This is a genomic window from Shewanella sp. SP1S2-4, from assembly GCF_031932075.1.
Taxonomy (GTDB): domain Bacteria; phylum Pseudomonadota; class Gammaproteobacteria; order Enterobacterales; family Shewanellaceae; genus Shewanella; species Shewanella baltica.
Genome location: NZ_JAUOET010000042.1, coordinates 1 through 22880 on the forward strand (window position 1 = coordinate 1; position 22880 = coordinate 22880).

The 22880-nt window shown below is 47.7% G+C and carries 15 protein-coding genes; 11 read left to right on the plus strand and 4 right to left on the minus strand.

Annotated features, from left to right (window positions below; all coding sequences use genetic code 11):
• Positions 1 to 881: 881 nt before the first annotated feature.
• Positions 882 to 5435: a biotin carboxylase N-terminal domain-containing protein gene (locus Q4Q52_RS21345; RefSeq protein WP_311991630.1), complete on the minus strand. Its 4554-nt coding sequence runs from the start codon at positions 5433 to 5435 to the stop codon at positions 882 to 884.
• Positions 5436 to 5556: 121 nt separating this feature from the next.
• Between Q4Q52_RS21345 and Q4Q52_RS21350 the strand changes: the two genes are divergently transcribed.
• Entirely contained in the window at positions 5557 to 6468 is a 912-nt protein-coding gene (locus tag Q4Q52_RS21350; RefSeq protein ID WP_006082994.1) for a LysR family transcriptional regulator, read from the plus strand.
• On the opposite strand, the gene blaOXA is transcribed toward Q4Q52_RS21350, so the two are convergent.
• The gene (gene blaOXA / locus Q4Q52_RS21355) at positions 6465 to 7349 is read right to left on the minus strand and encodes an OXA-548 family class D beta-lactamase (protein ID WP_311991631.1); all 885 of its coding nucleotides are present in this window, start codon (positions 7347 to 7349) and stop codon (positions 6465 to 6467) included. The two genes, Q4Q52_RS21350 and blaOXA, sit on opposite strands and share 4 nt — an antisense overlap.
• 329 nt (positions 7350 to 7678) lie before the next feature.
• Between blaOXA and Q4Q52_RS21360 the strand changes: the two genes are divergently transcribed.
• The 10 genes from Q4Q52_RS21360 (at position 7679) to Q4Q52_RS21405 (ending at position 19237) form a co-directional block, all read left to right on the plus strand.
• Positions 7679 to 8833 (plus strand): hypothetical protein, encoded by a 1155-nt coding sequence (locus Q4Q52_RS21360; protein WP_311991632.1) that lies wholly within the window; start codon positions 7679 to 7681, stop codon positions 8831 to 8833.
• Between the two features lie 261 nt (positions 8834 to 9094).
• Positions 9095 to 9754, plus strand: a complete 660-nt coding sequence (locus Q4Q52_RS21365; protein ID WP_311991633.1) for a SprT family zinc-dependent metalloprotease — start codon at positions 9095 to 9097, stop codon at positions 9752 to 9754.
• 174 nt (positions 9755 to 9928) lie between these two features.
• Positions 9929 to 10705 carry an endonuclease EndA gene (gene endA, locus Q4Q52_RS21370; protein ID WP_006082998.1) on the plus strand — a complete coding sequence of 259 codons (777 nt, stop codon included), beginning with the start codon at positions 9929 to 9931 and terminating at the stop codon, positions 10703 to 10705.
• Positions 10706 to 10713: 8 nt separating this feature from the next.
• Positions 10714 to 11445 (plus strand): 16S rRNA (uracil(1498)-N(3))-methyltransferase, encoded by a 732-nt coding sequence (gene rsmE, locus Q4Q52_RS21375; protein WP_259213685.1) that lies wholly within the window; start codon positions 10714 to 10716, stop codon positions 11443 to 11445.
• A gap of 91 nt (positions 11446 to 11536) precedes the next feature.
• Positions 11537 to 12490 (plus strand): glutathione synthase, encoded by a 954-nt coding sequence (gene gshB, locus Q4Q52_RS21380; RefSeq protein WP_311991634.1) that lies wholly within the window; start codon positions 11537 to 11539, stop codon positions 12488 to 12490.
• 74 nt (positions 12491 to 12564) lie between these two features.
• Complete coding sequence (locus Q4Q52_RS21385; protein ID WP_311991635.1) at positions 12565 to 13884, plus strand: alkaline phosphatase; 1320 nt, start codon at positions 12565 to 12567, stop codon at positions 13882 to 13884.
• 171 nt (positions 13885 to 14055) lie between these two features.
• Positions 14056 to 15099 carry a methyltransferase gene (locus Q4Q52_RS21390; RefSeq protein WP_259574902.1) on the plus strand — a complete coding sequence of 348 codons (1044 nt, stop codon included), beginning with the start codon at positions 14056 to 14058 and terminating at the stop codon, positions 15097 to 15099.
• Positions 15100 to 15577: 478 nt separating this feature from the next.
• Entirely contained in the window at positions 15578 to 17266 is a 1689-nt protein-coding gene (locus Q4Q52_RS21395) for a FapA family protein (protein WP_311991636.1), read from the plus strand.
• A gap of 226 nt (positions 17267 to 17492) precedes the next feature.
• The gene (locus Q4Q52_RS21400; protein ID WP_311991637.1) at positions 17493 to 17870 is read left to right on the plus strand and encodes a DUF4144 domain-containing protein; all 378 of its coding nucleotides are present in this window, start codon (positions 17493 to 17495) and stop codon (positions 17868 to 17870) included.
• Positions 17871 to 18094: 224 nt separating this feature from the next.
• Positions 18095 to 19237 carry a site-2 protease family protein gene (locus Q4Q52_RS21405; RefSeq protein WP_226059147.1) on the plus strand — a complete coding sequence of 381 codons (1143 nt, stop codon included), beginning with the start codon at positions 18095 to 18097 and terminating at the stop codon, positions 19235 to 19237.
• Between the two features lie 135 nt (positions 19238 to 19372).
• Here Q4Q52_RS21405 and Q4Q52_RS21410 read toward each other — a convergent pair whose 3' ends face one another.
• Both Q4Q52_RS21410 and Q4Q52_RS21415 read right to left on the minus strand, forming a co-directional pair.
• On the minus strand, positions 19373 to 20824 hold the full coding sequence (locus Q4Q52_RS21410; protein ID WP_311991638.1) for an efflux transporter outer membrane subunit: 1452 nt from the start codon (positions 20822 to 20824) through the stop codon (positions 19373 to 19375).
• 7 nt (positions 20825 to 20831) lie between these two features.
• The gene (locus Q4Q52_RS21415) at positions 20832 to 22880 is read right to left on the minus strand and encodes a MacB family efflux pump subunit (protein ID WP_311991639.1); all 2049 of its coding nucleotides are present in this window, start codon (positions 22878 to 22880) and stop codon (positions 20832 to 20834) included.

Genomic DNA, 22880 nt, shown 5'->3' on the forward strand with positions numbered 1-22880 from the left:
GAATTCTGATTTTTTTGTTTCTCGCACTCCTTATAAAAGAAGGGCTGAAACAAACTGTACATATTGCTATGAACACTCATTGTTACATTGATTTAAATTTTTGACTGCCAACCCTAAGGTTAAGCAGTTTCGATTAACTCAACACCTGTGAGTGTCCACACAGATTTCTTGTTTTATCTTGTTAAAGAGCAACTCAATATCCGTAAGAGGAATTGAGTACCACACTGAGCGTCGAACGCTTCCAGTTGGCTAGGGCTGCGTATTCTACGCATTTCCCGTTCTGCGTCAAGGAGTTTTTGCAAACTTTCTCAACACTCATCAATCAGTAAACTCGTCGATGAACTGTCACATCAGGCTGCTTAACGCTGTCTGCCGTGTCAGTGGATGCGCATTATAGGGACCAGGAGATTTTGTGCAACCCCTATTTTAAGGAAATTTGCAGTTAATTCTGATTACCTAAACTAGCCACAAGATACTCACCACTTACCCCCAAGCTTATCCACACCCAGCTCAATTTTGAGTCAGTTTCAGCTTAATATGAGGTTGGATTGGCCTGTATGACTACGGATAAGGCATGGGGTTTTCGTTGATTATCGAGGCCAAAGGTAGGTTCTTGGTACTGCCTGTTTAGTTTTAATAGGCGAACGACTGATTAAAGAGACTCTTTAACGACTTAATCAGAGATACCGGTCTTACACAACGCTGATACTGGTCACTTGTATACTATGGACTTATCTCTTGGCTCTAAGTTGGTTCATTAAAACCGTCATATATTAAGAGTGGTAACCCTCTTTCATATAGTAGCGCCAAATAACAATGCTAAAAAAATACCCGCCAGTGGCGGGTATTTTCTCATTCAGCTATGGCGTTAAACGCTGAGCTTATTCTTCTACTGGCGAGACCACGAACAGTAAGTCACCTTGAGACACTTGCTGACCATTGCTGTTCAGGATCCGCTCGATGCGATACTTCTTATCCTCAGGGTACAGAATCGCACTCTGACGGTTAAAGCCGGCTAAGGTCACTTGCGAGAACATCTTCATCGCTTCTGTGAGTGCTAGCGTTTGATCGACTGTGACTATGTCACCTTCTTTCACAAAATCCGCTTCACCCGGTGCAGAAGAGGTATAGAAGATACCTGCGCCTTGGGCTAACACTTTCAGTTCGTTACTTTCACCAACGCGCAGTGACTCAGTGTCCACTTCCACAGTTTCAGCGGCGGCTTCCATTTCAGCGATCAACGCAGGAATGTCCAGCTCAGCCATTAAACGTGGCAGATAGTTAGTATCGTAAACACCTTCGTTGAAGGTACCGTCTTTCAGAATAAGCTTGAGTAACGGAATGTTAGTCGCGATGCCTTTCAGCACTACGCTGTCTAAGTATTCGTACAGTTTGGCAATCACATCCTCACGGTTTTCACCGCGCATGATGATTTGCGCAATCAAGCTATCGTAGTATGGCGATACTTCTTTACCTGGCGCTGCAATCGAAATGATTTCCACATCTGGATGTTCAGGGAACACACATTCAGTGATCTTGCCTGGATTTGGGATCAGTTGCAGTATGCCATGGCTATCGAGCGCCGCTTTCTCAGCCGTCACACGTACTTCCATCGCATAACCAATTTCTTTAGGCTCTAACGCTTCAATTGAACGGCCAGCGGCGATATCAAACTGCGCGCTAACGATATCAATACCTGAAGTGGCTTCCGTTACTGGATGCTCAACCTGCAGACGCGTGTTCATCTCCATGAAGTAGACTTCGTTCGCATCTAAGTTATAGATGAACTCAACGGTACCTGCGCCCATGTAATCGGTCGCGTCACCTAAAGCACGGGTATAAGCCAGTACTTGTTTTTTCAGTTCATCCGGCAACATAGTTGAACCAGACTCTTCGACCACTTTTTGGTTGTTACGCTGAACCGAACAGTCACGTAAACCCAATACTTTGGCGTTGCCGAACTTGTCACGCAGTAACTGCACTTCGATGTGACGCAGTGATGTCACATATTTCTCTAGGTACAAGTCACCGTTACCAAAGGCAGCAGCCGCTTCGGTTGCCGTTTTTTGGAATAGACCAATCATGTCTTCAGGACGTTTCACTACCTGAATACCTTTACCGCCACCACCTTGTACCGCTTTAAGCAGTACTGGATAGCCAATTTCGCTCGCCACGTTAACGGCTTGCTCAGCATTAGTCAGAATACCGTGAGAACCTGGCACTACAGGTACATTTTGCGCTTGCGATGTCTTAATCGCGTTCGACTTGTTACCCATAGTCGTCATTGAATGCACGCTAGGACCGACGAAGTTAACACCGTTATTCACACACAGTGCAGCAAACTGCGGGCTTTCTGATAGGAAACCGATACCAGGGTGTAATGCATCCACTTGCTCATACTCGGCCACTTTCAGCACTGAGTATGCATTCAAGTAACTTTCATCCGAGGTGTTACCACCGAGACAAACTAACTTGTCGGAATCTTTGAGCATGTCCGCTGGCACTGATGTCATATCAGGATCCGACGCCACTAATACCACATTGATATTATTGTCATGCGCCTTACGGATCAATTTCACTGCTGTACAACCACGGGCGTGAACCAATACTTTGTTAATTGGCTTCATTAACTGGCGTGGATCGTTCTGCACTATCACTTCTTCTTCAACAGTTGCTTCAACCACTAAGGTCGACAGTGCATTGATGATCACGTCGTTAATTTTTGCCGAAGGCATTGGCATCAGAGGATCGATACCCGCTAACTGAGAGTCTAAATTGTCGCTGAAAGGGTTATGGACTAAGCCCGCCATTGCGCCAGGTACTTTTGACAAGTAGTTAGACAAGGTTGCCGTTGATGGCAAGTAAGCTGGCACTACCATTTGGCCTGCGAATGGCATGTTAGTGCCAGACAGGTAGTAAGTTTGCACTAATGGGTGAGTCACAAAACTCGCCTGCGCACCACCAGTACAGTCACCAAAACCAAACATCAGTACAGGCAATTCGTTATCACGAATAAAGCGCGTGATACGGTCGTTCACCACAGCCATTGAGAATAGCGCCGCGGCACCTTCTTTAGTCTGCATCCCGCCTGAACTGATAAAGCACACGACAGGTAATTTACGCTTAGCACACTCGATCAACAGCGCTGAGAATTTCTCGGCACTGGCCATATCGAATGCACCGGCTTGGAATGCGGTGTTAGACACAGCCACACCCACACGCACTTTTTGACCTTTTTCTTTAAAGTCAGCAATACCTGTGATCAAACCACATGGGCGAATGCCTTTATCTAACGCGTCTTCAATCGATAAACGGAAGCCCGGGAAGTTGAGCAAGTTAGCCGACATCTTGTCGCCATTGATCTCTTCGAAATGGGTAAAGAACTGCTTAACCACATTTTCCCAAGTCATGTTGCCTTTACGTTTTTCGTCACGCAGCACTTTTTGGATCAATAAATCCTGATAACCCATGGTCAAGCGGTTCCAGAAGTCCTTACGACGACCGATACGCACAGGGTTGATCGCGCCAGTGTACTTGCTGGTATCGCTTTCGCTATCGAAATACTCAGGCAGTAGACGTTCGAAGAAGTAAGTCAGTACCACGAATAGACTGTCGTTAAGTTGAGGGAAACCCACACTCTTCCACTGCTCTACGCGGACTAATAAATCGGCACGGTTCGATTGACCCATGAAGTATTTTAGCCACTTGTAGAACTTAGCTTTGTCGTTCGAGGTATCTTGTGTCGACATTGCATGGTCAATTGACTTGTGCAGCAAGTTGTTCACTGAATTACGTGACAAACTCTTCGACATCATGGCTTCTTTCGCGATTGACGCTAAGCTACCAACAACGTTGTCGTACAAGGCATTGAAGATCAGAATGTTATGGCATTGCCAAATAAAGTCTTCACGCAGCTCTTCATTCACAACCACATCGAGTACGGTCAGCTGATTCAGCTCAGGCCATTTAGCTTGAGTTACAGACTTTGGCAAACTTTCTAAGTGCTGAATCAGCCCTTTGAAGTTGTTGGCCGCATTACTCTTCCAGCGGTGATACAAAGACCAGCTGATGTTAAATAACAGCGCCTTACGTGCTTTCTTATAGTTCTCTTTTGGTTCACCCAAAATCAAACGAGTCAGCATGTTACGCTCGGTTGACACTTCATCACGCTTAGCGACAAAGGTGGTCCACAATTTGTTCAGTTCTTCGTCATAAACCAGTTTATCTGGGTTAGATAACCAAGCTTGGAACACACGGTCTTGTTCTTGTTGGATACGCGCCAACAGATCACCTTCTGGCACGCTAGCACGAGACAGACGACCATATTGTTCTTGAGAAATTGAATGGATACGGCTACGTAGCGTTAAATAACGCAGATAACGATAGGCGCTGCCGAACAGGTTGTGGTGACTGGTCGGGCTCGTTGCCACAGCCAATTCTGCGTTCAGTTCCAAAGCCATCAGGTTTTTAGATGGATTTAAGAAACGGGTTAAGCTGCGATCATAATGCTCACGTAAATCTTTAGATTCACGTACAAAATTCATCGCTGCACGCTCAACCGCTTCTACGCTGCTAATAATAGCGCGGCGCAGATTGTGCTGACGCTCATCACGGTCGCCCGGTGAAAAGTCGATAATACCGTCGATACAACCTGAGGTATAAAGCTCTTCTGGTGATACACCCACAGATTTCGCACATTCTTGCCAAGATAAGTTGTACTTACGGGCAATACTTTGCAGACCTTGTGGCTGGATCGTGTTGAAAATACCGTCACGCAACGACAACAGAATGTTCGCCGCCGCTAATGGAATCGCACCGCCGGAATAACCGGCACCGATCACAATACCGACTGTCGGTACGTCAACGTTGGCGCTTTCTGCGATAGCTTTAGAAATTGAATGCGCTTGGTTTTGGCTGTTAGCGATTTCGCCAGCATCCGCCCCAGGAGTATCAATTAAATAGATAATTGGCATAGACAATTCGGCGAAATGACGAATTGCTTTACAGGCGGCGTAATGATGCTCAGGCATCCAAGCACCGTTTGCGGTAGTGCGTTCTTGGGCGATAAAGCCAATACGACGAGTGCGTGAACCGAAGTTCAGCTCGACCTCAGCACTGTAAAAAGAGCCCAAGTGAGTTTCAGTAATCAAGCGACCTTTAAGATCGGCAATGATACGTTTTGCACCAGGACGACCTTTATCTTGGGTCGGCTGGATCACTTTAGTAACGTAACCGTCGACATCTAACGATGCCAAGTCTTTCAAGTTTGCCTGAATGGCATCCTCATTTAAAAGACCTTTAATTTCTTCCGATAAACTCTGTTTGCTGTGCTTAGGAAACAGAGAAAAATCCTTTGCCAAATGCTCGGCTTGTAAAAAAAGCGGATCGGGCGTTTGGGCTTGAGTCATGTGTGTGGGCTGATTATTGCTGGTCATCAAAAGATCCTCTGCTTAGCCTCTGAAAATTTTTAGCCAATAAATATAACTTTGTTATCCCGTCAAATGCCATTAAACTGCATAAGACGCTATGTTCCAAATATGAGACAGTGGGAAAAACATGCCAGATTTAAACGGTATGATGCTATTTGCAGCCGTAGTTAGAGCGAAGGGATTCTCCCAAGCTGCACGTGAAACCGGCCACCCAAAATCCACCATAAGTCGCAAAATCGCGCAGCTTGAAGAACAACTTGGCGTGCGATTATTACAGCGCGACACCCGTAACTTGAGTCTGACCCAAGTCGGGGCACTCTTTTACCAACACTGTGATTCCATTCGCAATGAGGTGGAAGCGGCCAAGGCTGTTATCGAGAATACTCACGATGATGTGTCAGGATCATTACGGATTGCGATCCCGGTGTCATTTAGCCAAGAACTAATCGCTAACCTCTGTAGCGGATTTATGCGTTTATATCCCAATGTTGAATTGGATGTCCAGTTTACCGACAACGATATTGGTTTGGTCGGCGAAGGATATGATATAGCCATCAAATATGGCCCACTTCAATCATCGGACTTAGTCGCACGATTACTGTTTGAACGCCAACCGATTTTAGTCGCGAGCCCAGGTTACTTAAAACTCAAAGGCACGCCCGCAACGCCAAAAGAACTCAGCCTGCACAGTGGTATTTTATTGGGGACTTCTCGCTCGGCGCCGATTTGGCCACTGGGTAAAGGTTCGCGTAAAACCATGGCGAACTTCCAACGTAAAGTGCGGGTCAATAGCCCTATCATGGTGAAGCAATTAGCCATGGATGATTTTGGCATCGCCATGTTATCCAATTCGGCCTGTAAGACCGAACTTGCCAATGGACAACTAGTACCGATTTTACAGGAATGGCCGATTGAACCGTTTAAGGTTTACGGGGTTTATTCGAGTCGACGCCAACTGGCCACCAACATCAGCGTCTTCTTAGACTTCTTCGTAAAACGCTTTAGCAGCCAAGAAAGTCTGCAATCCCTCATGGGCTAAGGAATTACGCGTTCCCGTTTTAAGATTTCCTTAGTAATGGCTTGACGCAATGGTAAACCTGCGGCGTCGGGAATATCCATATTCATCGCAAAAAACCATACATTATCATCGAGTTCAACCCAACCTACCCACCAGCCAATGCTTGGCTCCGCTCTGACTGCATAACCGGTTTTCGCACGGATAATATAGTCAGAATTCGCTTCAGTCAGCATGGCTTGCTTAACAATACGTAAACTGCGCTCAGAAGCGTGTATCTTGTTGTGATAAAGTCGGCGCAGGAAATCGATTTGCTCAGTGGCCGATATCCGAATACCGCCATCGAGCCAAAAGCTATCTAAGTTACCCGAGATAGTCTCATTGCCATAATCGAAAGAGGCGATCATCTTCGACATTCGCGCCTCACCAATATGGCGGGCAAACTCTTGATAGACTGGCACCACCGAATACTTCATCCCGGTAATCAAGTTGTGGTCACGATTCCAAGTGGCAATATCACGGCTTTTACCATCCCACTTAAACACTTGGTGCTCATCCTTCACCACACCCAACTCGAGCGCAATCAAGCTATTGGGGATTTTAAAGGTCGATGCTGGTAAAAAACCTTGATTGGCACGTTTAAGATTGTTGGTATATCCCTGTTGCTTGTTTTCGTTCCACAGCACCACCACGCCCGAGGCTTGTTGGGGCTTAGTTTTTTGCGGTTTAGCTTGTAGTTGCTTAGCTTGTTGCGGTTCAACTTGGTGCTGAGTAAAACTGGCATCCCAACTGCGAGTTTCTTGCCACTCCTTAGCTGTAGTAGATGCAAAAGTCGGCGCCACTAAGCTTGACGACACTAAAATAGACGACATCACCAGCACAGCCGATATGGTGAACAAACGCATAAAGTCTCCTTGTAGAAAAACAACCAATCCAATGAACTAAAAAAGTGATTAAGGCTATCACTTAGGGTTTTGGCAAGCCCTAGCAAACTGCTGACCAATTGTGGCAAAAAAGAGGCAAACTAGACCTTATTGCACTGTTGCAGATGGGTTAATGCCAGCACCACATGATTTGTGATAGAAGATATTGGCATAAGATGACAAAGATCACTGAGCTTAACTTTATTACCCTCAGCTTGTAGTGCATACTTTTTGGCATAAGAGACTATCCGCACGAAAAAATAATCATTATTTCCAATGAATAACGTCTAATCACTACAGGGAAGCCAAACATGTTGAAGCCAGTGTTAACACTCATCCTCACCACCAGCTTAATGACTACAGCCAGTGCCGTGCAGTTATTTGGTGACGTTGAAGTTTCCCGCCTACCAGCAGCCGAAAAAACCATAGGCGACGTAGTCACTCGCTATCAAGCACTTGACGATGGTCTGGCTCAGCTGAGTTCAAAGAAAAACGAAGTTGACGCCACCCAATTAGCGGCACGCCAAGGACACAGATTGTGGCAACAAGCTGTCCGCGATGTACAGTCAGGGCATTTTGACGACCGACCTTTATACTGGGCTCGCCTTGCCATGCTTAATAGTCTAAAAACCACCAGCGCCAACTTTAAAATGGCCGATTGGCAACAAGACATATTAATGAGTGCGGTTGAAAAGGCATCACGGGGTTTTAGCGATATTCAATATGGTGATGATGTCCAAATCAAAATATTCCTCACGGGTTTCGATCCTTTCTTCCTCGACAAAGATATCACCCAGAGTAATCCTTCCGATCTAGTTGCCCTCGCCTTGGATGGTTTTCGCTTTGATATTAATGGTAAAACGGCGCAAATAGAAACCGCTATGGTGCCAGTACGTTTTGCAGATTTTGATCAAGGACTTATCGAGTCGCTATTGAGCCCGATTTATCGCGATCCCAAAACCCAATTTGTATTCACCGTTAGCATGGGCCGAACTGATTTTGATATCGAACGTTTCCCAGGGCGAAATCGCAGCGCAGCGGCGCCCGATAACCAAAACGTACTCACTGGCAGCACGAAAACCGCACCCGTTGCCCCAAAGCTTAATGGTAAAGATTTTATCGGCCCCGAATTTGTGGAATTTTCACTGCCTGTTTCGGCTATGCAAGTCAAAGATGGTCAATGGAAAGTCAATGATAACCATACTGTCACTACCCTTGCCCGCGGTGAATTTAGCGCGACCTCATTAAACGAACTGCAAAACGAAACCTCAGTCGAAGGTTCTGGCGGCGGTTATCTCTCTAATGAAATTTCCTATCGCGCCATAGTCTTGCAGCAAAAGTTTAATAGCCATGCCAAGGTCGGCCACATTCACACACCAAGAGTCAAAGGCTATGATGCCGATACTGAGCAAGCCATAGTCGAACAAGTACGCACTATGGTGATGCAGGCGGCAGCGAGTTTATAGCCAAGTCACACTGGCTGAAACTAGCATTGTCAGATAGCGTTCGCTATGATGCGAACGCTTGGCCTGACTCTTATTTCAAGCGCTGATTTGGAAGGCTGAGTATAAGAGCGGATTGCAAGAATAAGCGTTCGAACGCAGAAGCCAAGCGCCATACATAGGATTGGCTTCAAAACTGATGCTTTATAACTGATGCTTTTATAACCAAATGAGTATTAAGCACTCAATATTTACCTTTAACCGACGAGATCCAACGCTAACCCTATGTTGAAACCTGCAGACTTACTCAATACTTTACGTCGTCGCAGCAGTGAAGCACTCGCCCCACTGACAAAATCGACATACGCAGCCTTGGGCCAAAGCCAAGATAAGTCGCAGCTGATAACGAGTCCACCAGTACAAGATCTGGCTCAGGCACATATTTTCACCGGTTCATCACGCCCACTCTCGTCACTGCAAATACAAGTACTAGAGCGAATTGAAGCTTGTTATCAAGAAGCTGAAACATCGCTTAAGCGCGCTTTCCCACGCCCAGTCACACAATTTAGTCTCAGGGGAAAGAGCGCGGGTACGGCTCATCTGCAGCAGAATCGTTTGCGATTCAATCCTGTGTTACTAAGCGAAAACAGCGAAGCTTTTCTAACTGAAGTTGTACCGCACGAAATTTGTCATTTACTGTGTTTTCAGCTTTTTGGTAAAACCAAGCCCCACGGTAAAGAATGGCAATCTTTGATGTTAACGGTATTTAAGGTTAACCCGAGTACCACCCACAGCTTCAATACCACTTCTGTGGCAGGTCGCGACGTGGAGTATCGCTGCGCCTGTGGACCGATTCGGTTAAGTATTCGCCGCCATAACAAGGTGCTACGCGGTGAAAGCCGTTATATCTGTAAACGCTGTAAGACCCATTTAACGGCGATCTAAGCACTCTTCCCGCACAATCCTCACACCCACTCCACAATTCGAATTTCAGCATTTGGGAATTGCGTGAGTAAAAAGTACGACGCAATTTGCATAAGCAGCGGCATTTCCCTTACCATCACGCCATAAAAGACGAGCCAAAGGCTCGCGTAGTGTTTGTTATTTTGGGATAAATTTTTGAACAAAACTTCTTTAACCGTTAATTCGCGGCGACTTTTGTTGTGCCTAATCACTTGGGCCGCGACCTCATCTGTGCCCGCTAGCGCCTCAGTGTCACACCCCAGCAGTTTCAGCCAAGCGAAAACTAAGTCGCAGGCGCTCTACGCCGGAAGTCGCCAAGGTACTCTACCCGCCACCAGTTTTTACTGTGGCTGCGATATTCAGATCAAAGGCAAATCGTGGAAACCCGATCTCGCCAGCTGCGGTTATCAAGTCCGTAAACAGGAAACCCGCGCCAACCGTATCGAGTGGGAACACATAGTGCCCGCTTGGGAATTTGGCCATCAGCTCCAATGCTGGCAAAAGGGCGGGCGTAAAAACTGCGCCGATAACAGTAACGAATTTAATAAGATGGAAGCGGACATGCACAACTTAGTGCCCGCTATCGGTGAAGTGAACGGCGATCGCAGCAACTTCCGTTTTAGCCAATGGAACGGTAAAGCCGACCAGTATGGCCAATGTGCTATGGTGGTCGATTTTAAGAATCGTCAGGCGCAGCCGCCCGTAAACGCCCGCGGTAAGATAGCCAGAACCTACCTCTATATGCAGCAGACCTATGGGCTTAAAATCGCGTCGAGCCAATTAAAATTGTTTAAGGCATGGGATAAAACCTATCCAGTTGATACTATTGAGTGCAAACGCGATAACGCTATAGCGCAAACTCAAGGCAACCATAACCCCTTTGTGCAGAATGCCTGTAATGCGCCACCACTGCGTCAACAATTAGCCGAGTAAGGTCGACAATGAGAGTCCCAAGAATTTATCAACCTCAACCATTAGCCATCAATCAACAGTTGAACTTAGACGAAGATGGCGCGGCCCATATCGGCAAAGTGCTGCGTATGGGTAACGGCGAACATATCAGCCTATTCAATGGCGATGGCCATGATTATCTTGCTGAAATTGTCGATGCAGGTAAGAAGCATGTCACAGTTAAACTGCTTTCCTGTGAGGTCAATTTATCTGAGTCGCCACTCAACTTGCACTTAGGCCAAGTGATTTCCCGTGGTGATAGAATGGAATTCACCATTCAAAAATCGGTCGAGCTGGGTGTGAATACCATTACGCCGCTGTTTTCCGATCGCTGCGGTGTAAAGCTTAATGGCGAACGCCTAGAGAAAAAAATTCAGCAATGGCAGAAAATCGTTGTAAGCGCCTGTGAACAATCGGGCCGCAGCCAAGTGCCCGTGGTTCGTCCAGCGATGGACTTACACGATTGGTGCAGTGAGCCAACCTCGGCACTGAAACTCAATTTACATCCACGTGCCGCACATGGCATCAATGGCTTAGATTTAGCGCACACACGCGTGCGCCTGTTAATTGGCCCAGAAGGTGGTTTGTCGGCGGAAGAAATCGCCATGACAGAAACCTATCAATTTACCGATGTGTTGCTTGGCCCTAGAGTGCTTCGCACTGAAACCGCCTCGCTCACGGCCATTACGGCGCTGCAACTCAGATTTGGTGATTTAGGCTAAACCGCAGCCGCAAGCTGCGCTGGCATAACAGCCACCATTATCCAATAAATGCTTTTTTGCCTGCAAACGGCGACAAATAAGGAACAGATTAATGATAAAACTCGGCATAGTGATGGACCCCATCAGTGAGATCAACATTAAGAAAGACTCCAGTTTTGCCATGTTAATGGCCGCGCAGGACAGAGGTTATCAACTGTTTTATATGGAAATGGCCGATCTTGCCATGGTCAACGGCGTGGCGATGGCCAATATGCGTCCGTTAACTGTTATCAATGATGCGAGTAAATGGTATGAGCTAGGCGAAGCGCAAGACACGCCAATGAGCGAACTCGACGTGGTCTTAATGCGTAAAGACCCGCCATTCGATACTGAGTTCATCTACGCCACTTACATGCTTGAGCGCGCCGAAGAACAAGGCGTATTAATCGTCAACAAGCCGCAAAGCCTACGCGATGCTAACGAAAAGCTGTTCACCGCATGGTTTAGCGAATTCACCCCAGAAACGATCGTGACCCGTGATGCCAAACGTATCCGCGCCTTCCACCAAGCTAAGGGAGATATCATTCTTAAGCCTTTAGATGGCATGGGCGGCACCTCGATTTTCCGCGTGAAGCAGGATGACCCTAACCTTGGGGTGATCATCGAGACCTTGACCAGCTACGGCCAACAATATGCGATGGCGCAAGCCTTTATCCCTGAAATTACTAAAGGCGATAAACGCATTTTAGTGGTCGATGGCGAGCCTGTACCTTACGCGCTGGCACGTATCCCAATGAAAGGTGAAACCCGTGGCAACTTAGCCGCCGGCGGTAGCGGTGTGGCGCAGCCTTTATCCGACAGTGATTGGGCGATTGCCCGTGCTATTGGCCCTGAGCTAAAAAAACGCGGACTGATTTTTGTCGGGCTGGATGTAATTGGTGACAAGCTGACTGAGATCAATGTGACCAGCCCAACCTGTATCCGTGAAATCCAAGCGGCATTTGATGTCGACATCACGGGCATGTTAATGGATGCTATCGAAGCACGCATTAACGCCAAAGCATAAGAATTTACCAACGAGTTTGTTGATTGTAAGGCGCGAGCACATCGCGAGCGCCGAACCACTTCTAGGGATGTGATATGAGTTTCACCAAAGCGCCACTCTTGTTACTCGGCATCAGTTTGCTGTTATCTACGCCAGTTTGGGCAGATGAAACGGGTCCAACGAAAGCGCCATCGCGACCGAAAAATATCGTCATCATGATAGGTGATGGTATGGGGCCGTCTTACACCAGCGCCTACCGCTATTACAAAGATAATCCTGACACTGAAGAAGTCGAGCAAACCGTATTCGACCGTTTACTGGTAGGCATGGCAAGCACCTATCCTGCGAGCGTCAGTGGTTATGTGACTGACTCAGCCGCGGCCGCGACAGCGCTGGCCACAGGGGTTAAATCGTATAATGGGGCGATTTCGGTCGATACCCAAAAGCAACCACTGCCGACCATACTCGAAAAAGCCAAATCCCTTGGCCTCAGCACAGGTGTCGCAGTAACGTCGCAAATCAACCACGCCACGCCAGCCGCCTTTTTGGCACACAACGAGAGCCGTAAAAACTACGACGCTTTGGCACTCAGCTATTTAGAAACCAACGCCGATGTATTTTTAGGCGGTGGTCAAAAGTATTTCCCCCCAGCGCTGTTAGAGCAGTTCAAAGCCAAGGGCTATCAGCACATCAGCCGTTTTGAGGATCTCGCCAGCATCACCCAACCAAAAGTGTTGGGCCTATTTGCCGAAGTACAATTGCCTTGGACGATTGATGAGAAAGATGCAAGAAAACTCAGCACCTTAACTCAAAAGGCACTCAGCTTACTGTCGCAAAATGACCAAGGTTTTGTGCTGTTAGTCGAAGGGAGTCTCATCGACTGGGCGGGCCACAATAACGATATCGCCACTGCCATGGGTGAGATGGATGAATTCTCCAATGCCATTGAAGTGGTTGAGCAATTTGTGCGTGAACATCCCGATACCCTGATGGTGATCACCGCCGACCACAATACCGGTGGTCTATCGATTGGCGTCGATGGCAACTACAGCTGGAACCCTGAAATCCTGCGTAATATCTCGGCCAGCACAGACACTTTGGCCTTAGCCGCCATCACTGGTGAACAATGGCAAGCCGATCTCGCCCGCGGTTTAGGCTTTGAGCTTAGCGAAGAAGAAGTCGCCAAATTGAACGTCGCCAGAATGCAGGGATTAGAAACCATGGCGGTGGCGATTCGCCATGTTATTGATAAACGTACTGATACAGGTTGGACAACCGACGGTCACACAGGCACAGACGTACAAGTCTTTGCCGCAGGTCCGGCGTCTGAGCTGTTTAACGGCCATCAAGATAATACCGATATCGCCAATAAGATTTTTAGCTTATTACCTAAACCGAAGAAACCTAAAAGCTAAGCGTTAATCGATTCCGTTCATTAAAGGCAACCGCATAATGCAGTTGCCTTTTTTATTGGGTCTTTTTATTAGGGATTTTATTAGGTCTTTGAGTAGGGATTCGATGCAAACTGGCTCAGGCGTGAATAACGGGTATAATGCCCACACTTAAGTTTATAGGTGCCTGTAACTGTGTTAACCAATCCATCGCAAGTCATTATTCGTAATCAAGACAGCCTAAGCCAACACAAAGTATTAGTGCTCAATCATGAAGCCGATCTACTGCCAAAAGCCCTGCTTGATGTCGCGGCATCGGTCGATGCACTCGCCTTGGATTACCACCATTACTTGCACTTAGCGCCGCACGCCAACTCAAAGCTGCGTTGCTATTTCGGCCATGAACTGCCAAACCAAGACCCAGTTGAGCGAGAAAAATACGATACGGTTATTGTTTATTTCCCCAAGGCCAAACCCTTAGCACCTTATTTGTTTAACCTCGCCGCCAATCATCTTGTGCCTAACGGCCAACTGTTAATCGTTGGAGAAAACAAAGGCGGGATTAAGTCTTTAGTGAAGCTTTTACCTGAGTATTTTGCGACTGGGATGAAGCTCGATAACGCTCGCCACTGCCTGTTATTTGGCAGCAGCTTAGCAGGCAGCGCGCCGGCGATGAAGCTCAGCGATTGGGTCAGTCAGTATCAACTCGCGACGCCACAGGGCGAAATCAGTATCTGTAACTTAGTCGGGGTATTTAGCGAAAAACGCTTAGATCTGGGCACTGAATTATTACTGTCGCACCTGCCGACACTCTCGGGCCGAGTGCTCGATTTTGGTTGCGGCGCCGGCGTGATTACCGCTGCCCTACTCAAGGCACAGCCGAGCTTATCCTTAGAGTGTGTCGATATTAATGCGATGGCCTTGGCTTCCTGCGAACTCACCTTAGCCGCCAATGGAATGACGGCCAAAGTCTATCCTTCCGATGGACTGGCGCAAACCACGGGGAAATTTAACGGCATTATCTCTAATCCACCGTTCCACGATGGCCTTGCAAGCACCACCAGCATAGCGCAGAACTTTGTCACTGATAGTGCCAAGCAATTACAACATAACGGTATTTGGCAAATTGTCGCCAACCGCCACTTGCCCTATTCCGATATCATTGCCGCCGAATTTGGCCAATTAAAAGTGGTTGCCGATAACAACAAGTACAAGCTGTATTACTTCCAACACAAGTAAAACTCTACAGATAACGCGCTTATGCTTTGTTTATAGGCGCGTTATTGACTATGCCTCATACTCACTCGTGTCACTATCCCATTTTTCAGATAAAGCTTATCTTTCCTCGTGTTACAAAACTCAATATTGTGATCTGCCGCATGTCAGCGATTCCCGTAAACACAGTTCCATTTACCTCAAATTGCCGTTCCTAGCATAGGAATTTGATTTAAAACACCAAAATAATCGCTAAAGCGAAAGTTAGCATTAAGTTGCGACTTACACTGTGATTAGTAGGAATAAACCAGAGATAACACTGTTTATCTCATTCAATTTCTTATAAAAAACTAACTATAAATCGCCCAGTAGACCATTAACAACAAAATGCCAACATTTGCTGTTTTTGCAGCCAAAAAGGCTTCTTTACCCTAAGTTTCTACTGTTATACTCAAATCAGCTTCTTAAACAATAATAAAACGCAATTACTAGGAATGCCCCTATGCTGGACCCTGAACTCATAGAGCTAAACAGCGATAAGACCAAAGCTGAATTACGCCTGATCCCTAATGTCCATGGCCCAGTCACCCATGAAGACATAATGCGCCTGTTGTCTTTACCTGAATTCGGTTCCCTGTTTCCTTTAGAGCCAGCTATTACTAAAACCGTCGCTAAAATTAACGCTCTGTGCAGTCAAGACGACGGGAAATTTGAGCTCTACGCCACTTTAGCTGAACGCCGCGATGGCACCATAGCAATCGAAATTAGCCCAGATAAAATGCAAGCCAGCCTCAAACTGACCGCAGCATGGGGCGGTAAACAGATAGATTTGCCAGAGATCCTTACCCATCTCAAAAAGAACAACGTCTGCATGGGGTTAAGCAAACTCAAAATTCAAGCGCTACTGAAACAACTCGGTACGCTCAAGGCGGGCGAAGTCTGCCAAAGTGACATCGCCCAAGGTAAAGCACCAGTCAATGGACTCAATGCGGTATTAGAACGCAAAGTATTCCTCGCACGCGAACGCTTACTCCAGCCACAAGAGCGGGAAGATGGCAGTGTCGATATGCGTAATCTCGGCTCGCTTATCGTCGTCAAAGCCAATGATCTCTTGATGGTTAAGCACCCCGCCACCGAAGGCACGCCAGGTTACAATATTAAGGGCGAAGTGCTTAAACAAAAACCGGGTAAAGATGCCGTGCTTCAAGCAGGTACAGGCACAGATTTTCATCCCAAAGATCCCAATAAACTCATCGCCACAGTACCAGGGCAACCCGTCGAAACCCGTACTGGTATGAATGTCGATGATATTTTGCAGCTTAAAGATGTCGACATCGGCACAGGTCATATCAGCTTTAAGGGCAGTATTTTAATCACAGGTGATGTCCACGAGGGCATGGTAGTTAAAAGCTCGGGCGATATTACCGTGATGGGCTTTGTGGACTCCGCTACTCTAGAGGCTGAAGGTGATGTCACAGTCAGTAAAGGCATCATTGGCAGACAAATCAAAGCCAATGAATACTCTACCAATATCCATTCTCAAGGCCAAATCAGCGCCCAGTTTGTGCAATATTCCAATTTGGTAGCCAAGGGCAATATCTTAGTCACTAAACAGTTGCTGCACAGCCATACCAAAACCGCCGGCAGTTTAACGGTCAGCGATCCGAGTGGTCGTCGTGGCGATCTGGTGGGCGGTGTCGCGCGTGCAGAGAAAGGCATCACGGCGGTTGTCATAGGGGCAACGGCGGGAACCAAAACCGACGTTTATTGCGCGATGGAACATGCCGAACTCAAACAAGATCTCAAGCTGCTCGATGAAAGCGTTAAAGCTATGGTCGTCGCCAGTTTAGATATCGAGGCTCGCCTCAATAAATTACCCCCAAAGTCAGAATGGCAAGGCGACTCTGTGATGATCGAGCAAATCAAGATGATGCTCGATGAAAAGAATCGCATTATGAATGAGCGCACCCGCGAAGAACTCGAGTTCGATACTTTAAAACAAGAAGTCGAAGGCTATTACGAGAAATACCGCATCGAAGTGCTTAAACACGTATTCCTCAATGTTGAGTTACATATAGGTCCAGCGAATCACCGTACGGCACGTGAACACGGCACTTGTTGTATTGCCAATGTTAATCAAGAAATTAACTTTGACTATAACGCCAAGGCCAAAGCTGCACCGACGACTTAATACTCGCGAGGAGTGATGACACATTCACTACTCCTTGCCCATTCTGCCAGACTCTGCGAACGCGTTCAGGCCTCTATCAATCTTCCCTCAGCGTGGCATACTGCTATTAGATAAACTTACGCAGCATGCCAAGTATCTTCTTGTATAATTCTAATCCTTGCCTACTGCCAATGATTGTTCTCAGAGACTGTCTCAGAGCCCATTTTAAACTTCCTAAGGATCTGAAATGACTAGCGTTAAGATGTCGAGTATTGAATGGCCTGCCATTGTAAAATTGACCCAAAATGACGAATTACTTTACCTAGAACACCAAAGGGATTGGCTCGAATTGGCCTGTCTCTATCAGCATCATTTTATCGATACTGACCAATTACTGGACTCAAAAGGCCAGCGTTATCTAATCAGTGCCTGTCCGCAGAAAATCCATGAAGATCCCGTCGGCGAACTACCGCGATTAGTACGCCAAAAACAAGATTTATCGCTCAATGAATTTATCAAGTGGGTTCAAAATCATGCCCAAGCACTGGGACAATGTTGCGTCGCTAAGTTGGCTTTCACAACGATTTCCCAAGGGATTGAAATTGTACGCACCCTCGATGAATAAACGGCAAGCAGCTGAGATACTATCTACCAACAACTCAGTTGCTCAATAAAAAACACTATGACCTTAAAAGCTAATATCCTCATAGTGAATTCACAGGCATAATTTGCCGCTGTGTAGCAGCGCCGAGTCCACTGGCAAAGCGCGGCTAAAATACACTTCAAAATGACCATTTTCAGCGTCGACTCAAGGGATGACGTTTAAGTTGGCACTAAATATACAAACAGATGGAACCGAAATTGGAACTACTTAAGATTGACTGCTTAGGCAAACAACTGCGCTTAGAAGGCTCACTCGCGGGCTGGCAACAACTCTTCTGGGACAACACCTTAGTCTCACAAAAAGAAGCTTCCGTCGACAATGGCGGCCTCAAGGTTCATGTCTTTGAGCTCACCCACCACAGCAGTCCATTGGCGACAGAAAGTGGCGAGCAAGCCATCGCCATGACAGAAAATAAAATTCAAGTTCGCCTCGAAACCGATCTCGTTTGGCAGCCTTTCCGCCTCGATTACTGCTTGCTGCAGGATGACAAAATTATCGACCAAGGCCGACGCACCGAAAAAGATATCGAACGCCAAACCCCAGAAACGCCCATCGTTAAGCAGCAAAAACTGAGCATGGTTGGACTCGCCTCCCTTGGTTTTAAACTGTTAAAAAGCGCCAAAGTCATAAAAGTGGTGTTAGCGGGCGCCAGCGTTGCCGCTTATTCTTGGCTATTCTCCTTCCAATTCGCCCTCGCGCTCATCGCCTGCTTGGTATTCCACGAATACGGCCATATCCGCGCGATGAAATATTTTGGGATGAAAACCAAAGGAATTTACCTTATTCCCTTTATGGGTGGGCTCGCGCTCTCCGATGAAAAAATTAATACGCGTTGGCAAGATGTGGTGATTTCCATCATGGGGCCAACCTTTGGACTCCTGATGTCCATCGCGTCCTTGATTGCTTACCACGTAACGGGCAATGTGTTTTTTGCGGGCCTAGCCGCCTTTAATGCGCTGCTTAACCTATTTAATTTATTGCCAATTTTACCACTCGATGGCGGCCATATTTTAAAGAGCATCAGCTTTTCGATGAACAGCATCATGGGCTTGGTCGCCTGCGCCGCCGGTGCCGCTTTCGGAGTGTATATCAGCTACACCTTAGGCTTAGCCTTATTGGGATTCTTGTTGTTGATCGGCAGCTTAGAAATCATTTTCGAGTGGCGTACTCGCCATCAAAGCCATCTGCTGCCATTAGACAGATACGGACAAATCTTCTCGGTTATTTGGTATTTGCTCACGGTTGGCGCCTTAGTCGGCATCATCTGGCACTTAGCCGGAACCGGCGATGATATGCTCAGTTTGCCGCTGCAAATACTCCGCAGCTAATGTGGCTTAACGGCTAAGCGCAAAGGCACTAACACTCAGAGGCTTGCGCTGGCCTGAGTCATATAAAAACGAAAAACCGCTATTAATAGCGGTTTTTCGTTTTTATATAGTGCCGTGATGCTTTACAACAATGCGTTATTCCTTTGCCAAAGGCGGGGCGATATCGCTGCCGCCAAGGGCTTGATAAAGCGTCGCTTGGGCGGTGAGTTGGTTGTAACGATTCTCGAGCAAAGCCGCCTCGGCGCTGCGACGATTCTCTTGGGCATCAATCCAATTCTGAATACCGATAGCGCCATTGCGGTACTGACTCTCATAAATGGCTTCAACGGCTGCCGCGGCGCTAAATTGTTGCGCCAACTTATCCCCTTGATAGCGATATTGCTGCTTAGCCGAAATCGCGTTATCGACATCTTCAAAGGCGGAATAGAGCGTCTTGCGATAATTCACCACAGCGGTTTGATAATCAATATCGGCAATGTCGTTATTGATTTGCATTTGATTCCACTGCAAAAAGGGCAAGACAAGCCCAGCGCCTAAGCTACCAACGGGATTGCGTAACAGCTCTTTTAACTCTGAGGTCGACTCCCCAATACCGCCCGTTAAACTCAGGCTTGGGAAATAACTCGCATAGGTAGCGTCTTTACTCGCCAAGGCGGAGCGCAGTTGATACAAGGAAGCCTTCACATCTGGGCGTCTGACTAACAAATCTGCGGGTACGCCCACGCTAACGTCCGGTACTGCCACATCGGGGAGTTGTTTAATCTCAACCCAAGTCTCCCCTGAGGCTAAACTCTGCGCTGGATCAGCAGCTGGCGCCTGATTGAGTAATATCGCGAGGGCATTTTTAGCCACAGTTAATTGCTGGATAAGCTGACTATGGGCCGCCTCTTGTCCCGCCATGCTGCGCTGCGCTTCGAGCACATTCACTTGCGTCACGGCGCCAGAATCATACTGCCTTTGGGTTAAAGCCAGCGTTTGCTTGCTGTACGCTATGCTCTTTTGGCTTAAATCAACCCGTTGATTTAAATATCCTATCTGCCAATACAAGGATGCAGTGGTCGCCACTAGGCTTTGGGTGGTGTTTTCCCTATCTTCCGCGCTCGCCAGCGCCGCCCATTGGGCTTGGTCAATATTGGCCGACACTTTGCCCCACAAATCCACCTCATAACTGACAGACAAGTTGGCTTGATAACTCTTAGTCGCATCGCCGCCATCGAGTGGCTGATTACGGGAAGCACCAAGATTGGCCGATAGTTGCGGGTATAGATCATCCCGTGTTAGTCCTGCCTGCAAACGCGCTTTACGCAGGGTTAAGGTCGCCAGCGTTAAGTCATTGTTGGTGCTCAACACTTGGCTAACCAGCTTATCAAGCTCAGGCTGATGAAACTGCTGCCACCAAGGATCGACCTTTACTTGCTCGTTCACTGTGGTGTTTTGCCACTGTTCAGGAATCACCAATGCGGGTGGTTCAAAGTCTGAACGCATGAAACTGCCACAGCCACTCAGCAAGGCGATTCCCAAAGCCGTGCCCACAGCAATCGCGCAGCTACGAGGCGAAAAGTGTCGATTAAATATTTTTGTATTCATGGTGTTATTACTCTCTGGCTAATGCGTCAACGGGATCTAACTGCGCCGCATTGCGGGCGGGTAAGAAACCAAATAGCACACCAATTAAGGTCGAACAGGCAAAGGCGGCAACGATGGAGGTGGTGGAGTAAATCATTTGGAAACTGCCTCCCGTTTGAGCAAACACCACGCCAATTAAGTAGGACAAAGCAATGCCTAAGGTTCCGCCACACAAACACACTAAGATGGCTTCGATAAGGAACTGGCGCAAAATATCACTCTGACGCGCGCCCACTGCCATACGTACCCCGATTTCACGAGTCCGCTCAGTCACTGACACTAACATAATGTTCATCACCCCAATTCCACCAACGACAAGGGAAATCACCGCGATCGCCGAGATCAGTAAGGTCATGGTTGCTGTGGTTTTTTCGATGTTCTGCCTAATGGTATCGGTATTGATAGTGAAGAAATCTTGCGTGCCGTGGCGCATTTTAAGTAGCGCGATAATGCCCTGCTCCGCCGCGTTACTCGGCACAGTTTCATCGAGTCGTACTGTGATGCCATCCAAATAGTTTTTACCTATCATACGGCCAGAAACTGTGGTGTAAGGCACCCACACATTGAGCGCATCGCTATTACCAAAGGCGCTTTCTTTTGGCTGCGTCACACCTATGATGCGCACGGGTAAATCCCCAAGGAAAATCACTTGGCCGATGGCCGAGTTATTCGCGCCAGCACTGTTAGGAAAGAGCTCCTTACGGGTGTTGTCATCAATCACCGCATCTTGGGCGAGTGTTGCAACGCTGGCATCATCCCAAAACTGCCCCTGCGCTAACTCGTAACCTCTCACGCGAAAGAACTCAGGCCCCACCCCATTCACCGAGGCCGATACCGCTTTATTGCCAAAACGTACCGTCGCGCTAGAGCCAATACTTGGGGTCACGCTATCGACATAGGGCAGATTTTTAAGGGCATTGGCATCGGTCGCCGTTAAGGTACGCACCCGCGCCGAGCGTCGATCGCCAAAACCTGAACCCGGGCGAATATCAATCGTGTTGGTTCCCATCGAACTGATACTTTTGAGAATGGCCTGCTGCGAGCCTTCACCTAAGGCCACTACAGAAACTACAGAGGCAATACCGATAATAATCCCGAGCATAGTCAAGAAGGTACGTAACCTGTGGGTCGACATCGCCACCAGCGCCATTTTAAGCGCCTCGACATATCTGTCCCACGAAGCCACTCGCGCACGCGAGCTGTCTTTTGCTGCCACTGTTTTTGCGATCATAGTGCCGTTAGGCTTTTGTGGCGCCGTATTTTGTGAGGTCGTGTTTTGTGATGACGAATGTTGTGACGCCAAGCTTTGCGGCTTAGCCGTCTGTTTATCCTGACTGCGCTCATCGCTGATGATCACGCCGTCTTTGATTTCGATAATGCGGTCGGCATATTGGGCCACGTGCATATCGTGGGTCACGATAATGATGGTATGACCGTCGCTGTGCAGCTCCTGCAACAGCTGCATCATTTCTTCACCACTGTGACTATCCAGCGCACCAGTCGGCTCATCGGCAAGGATCACATCGCCGCCATTCATCAAGGCTCGCGCCACACTGACCCGCTGCTGTTGACCACCACTGAGCTGATTGGGTTTATGGTCGAGCCTGTCGCCAAGGCCTAAACGCGTTAACAAATGCTCGGCTCTGTCTTTACGAACCGTGCGTTCTCTACCCGCATACACGGCGGGCACTTCGACGTTGCCTATGGCGGTCAAATCGCCCAGTAAATGATAACGCTGAAAGATAAAGCCAAAGTGCTCGCGACGCAGCTGCGCTAACTCATCCACGTCCATCGTTGAGGTATCTTGGCCATTGATAAAATACGCGCCCTTTGACGGCTTATCTAAACAACCAAGAATGTTCATTAGGGTCGATTTACCCGAGCCAGAGGCGCCCACTATCGCCACCATCTCGCCATGGCCAATCGACAGGTTCACATCTTTCAGCACAGTGAGTTGCTGCTCACCCGCCTGAAAAGTGCGATAACAACCTGAAATTTCAAGTAATGCCGTTGTCAC

Excerpts from the sequence above, each read along its gene's own strand:
- Q4Q52_RS21405 (WP_226059147.1), top strand. The coding sequence starts at position 18,095 with ATGGAACCGAAATTGGAACTACTTAAGATTGACTGCTTAGGCAAACAA.
- rsmE (WP_259213685.1), top strand. The coding sequence starts at position 10,714 with ATGAGAGTCCCAAGAATTTATCAACCTCAACCATTAGCCATCAATCAA.
- Q4Q52_RS21365 (WP_311991633.1), top strand. The coding sequence starts at position 9,095 with ATGTTGAAACCTGCAGACTTACTCAATACTTTACGTCGTCGCAGCAGT.
- Q4Q52_RS21345 (WP_311991630.1), bottom strand. The coding sequence starts at position 5,435 with ATGACCAGCAATAATCAGCCCACACACATGACTCAAGCCCAAACGCCC.
- Q4Q52_RS21385 (WP_311991635.1), top strand. The coding sequence starts at position 12,565 with ATGAGTTTCACCAAAGCGCCACTCTTGTTACTCGGCATCAGTTTGCTG.
- Q4Q52_RS21395 (WP_311991636.1), top strand. The coding sequence starts at position 15,578 with ATGCTGGACCCTGAACTCATAGAGCTAAACAGCGATAAGACCAAAGCT.
- blaOXA (WP_311991631.1), bottom strand. The coding sequence starts at position 7,349 with ATGCGTTTGTTCACCATATCGGCTGTGCTGGTGATGTCGTCTATTTTA.
- Q4Q52_RS21400 (WP_311991637.1), top strand. The coding sequence starts at position 17,493 with ATGACTAGCGTTAAGATGTCGAGTATTGAATGGCCTGCCATTGTAAAA.
- Q4Q52_RS21350 (WP_006082994.1), top strand. The coding sequence starts at position 5,557 with ATGCCAGATTTAAACGGTATGATGCTATTTGCAGCCGTAGTTAGAGCG.
- gshB (WP_311991634.1), top strand. The coding sequence starts at position 11,537 with ATGATAAAACTCGGCATAGTGATGGACCCCATCAGTGAGATCAACATT.
- Q4Q52_RS21360 (WP_311991632.1), top strand. The coding sequence starts at position 7,679 with ATGTTGAAGCCAGTGTTAACACTCATCCTCACCACCAGCTTAATGACT.
- Q4Q52_RS21410 (WP_311991638.1), bottom strand. The coding sequence starts at position 20,824 with ATGAATACAAAAATATTTAATCGACACTTTTCGCCTCGTAGCTGCGCG.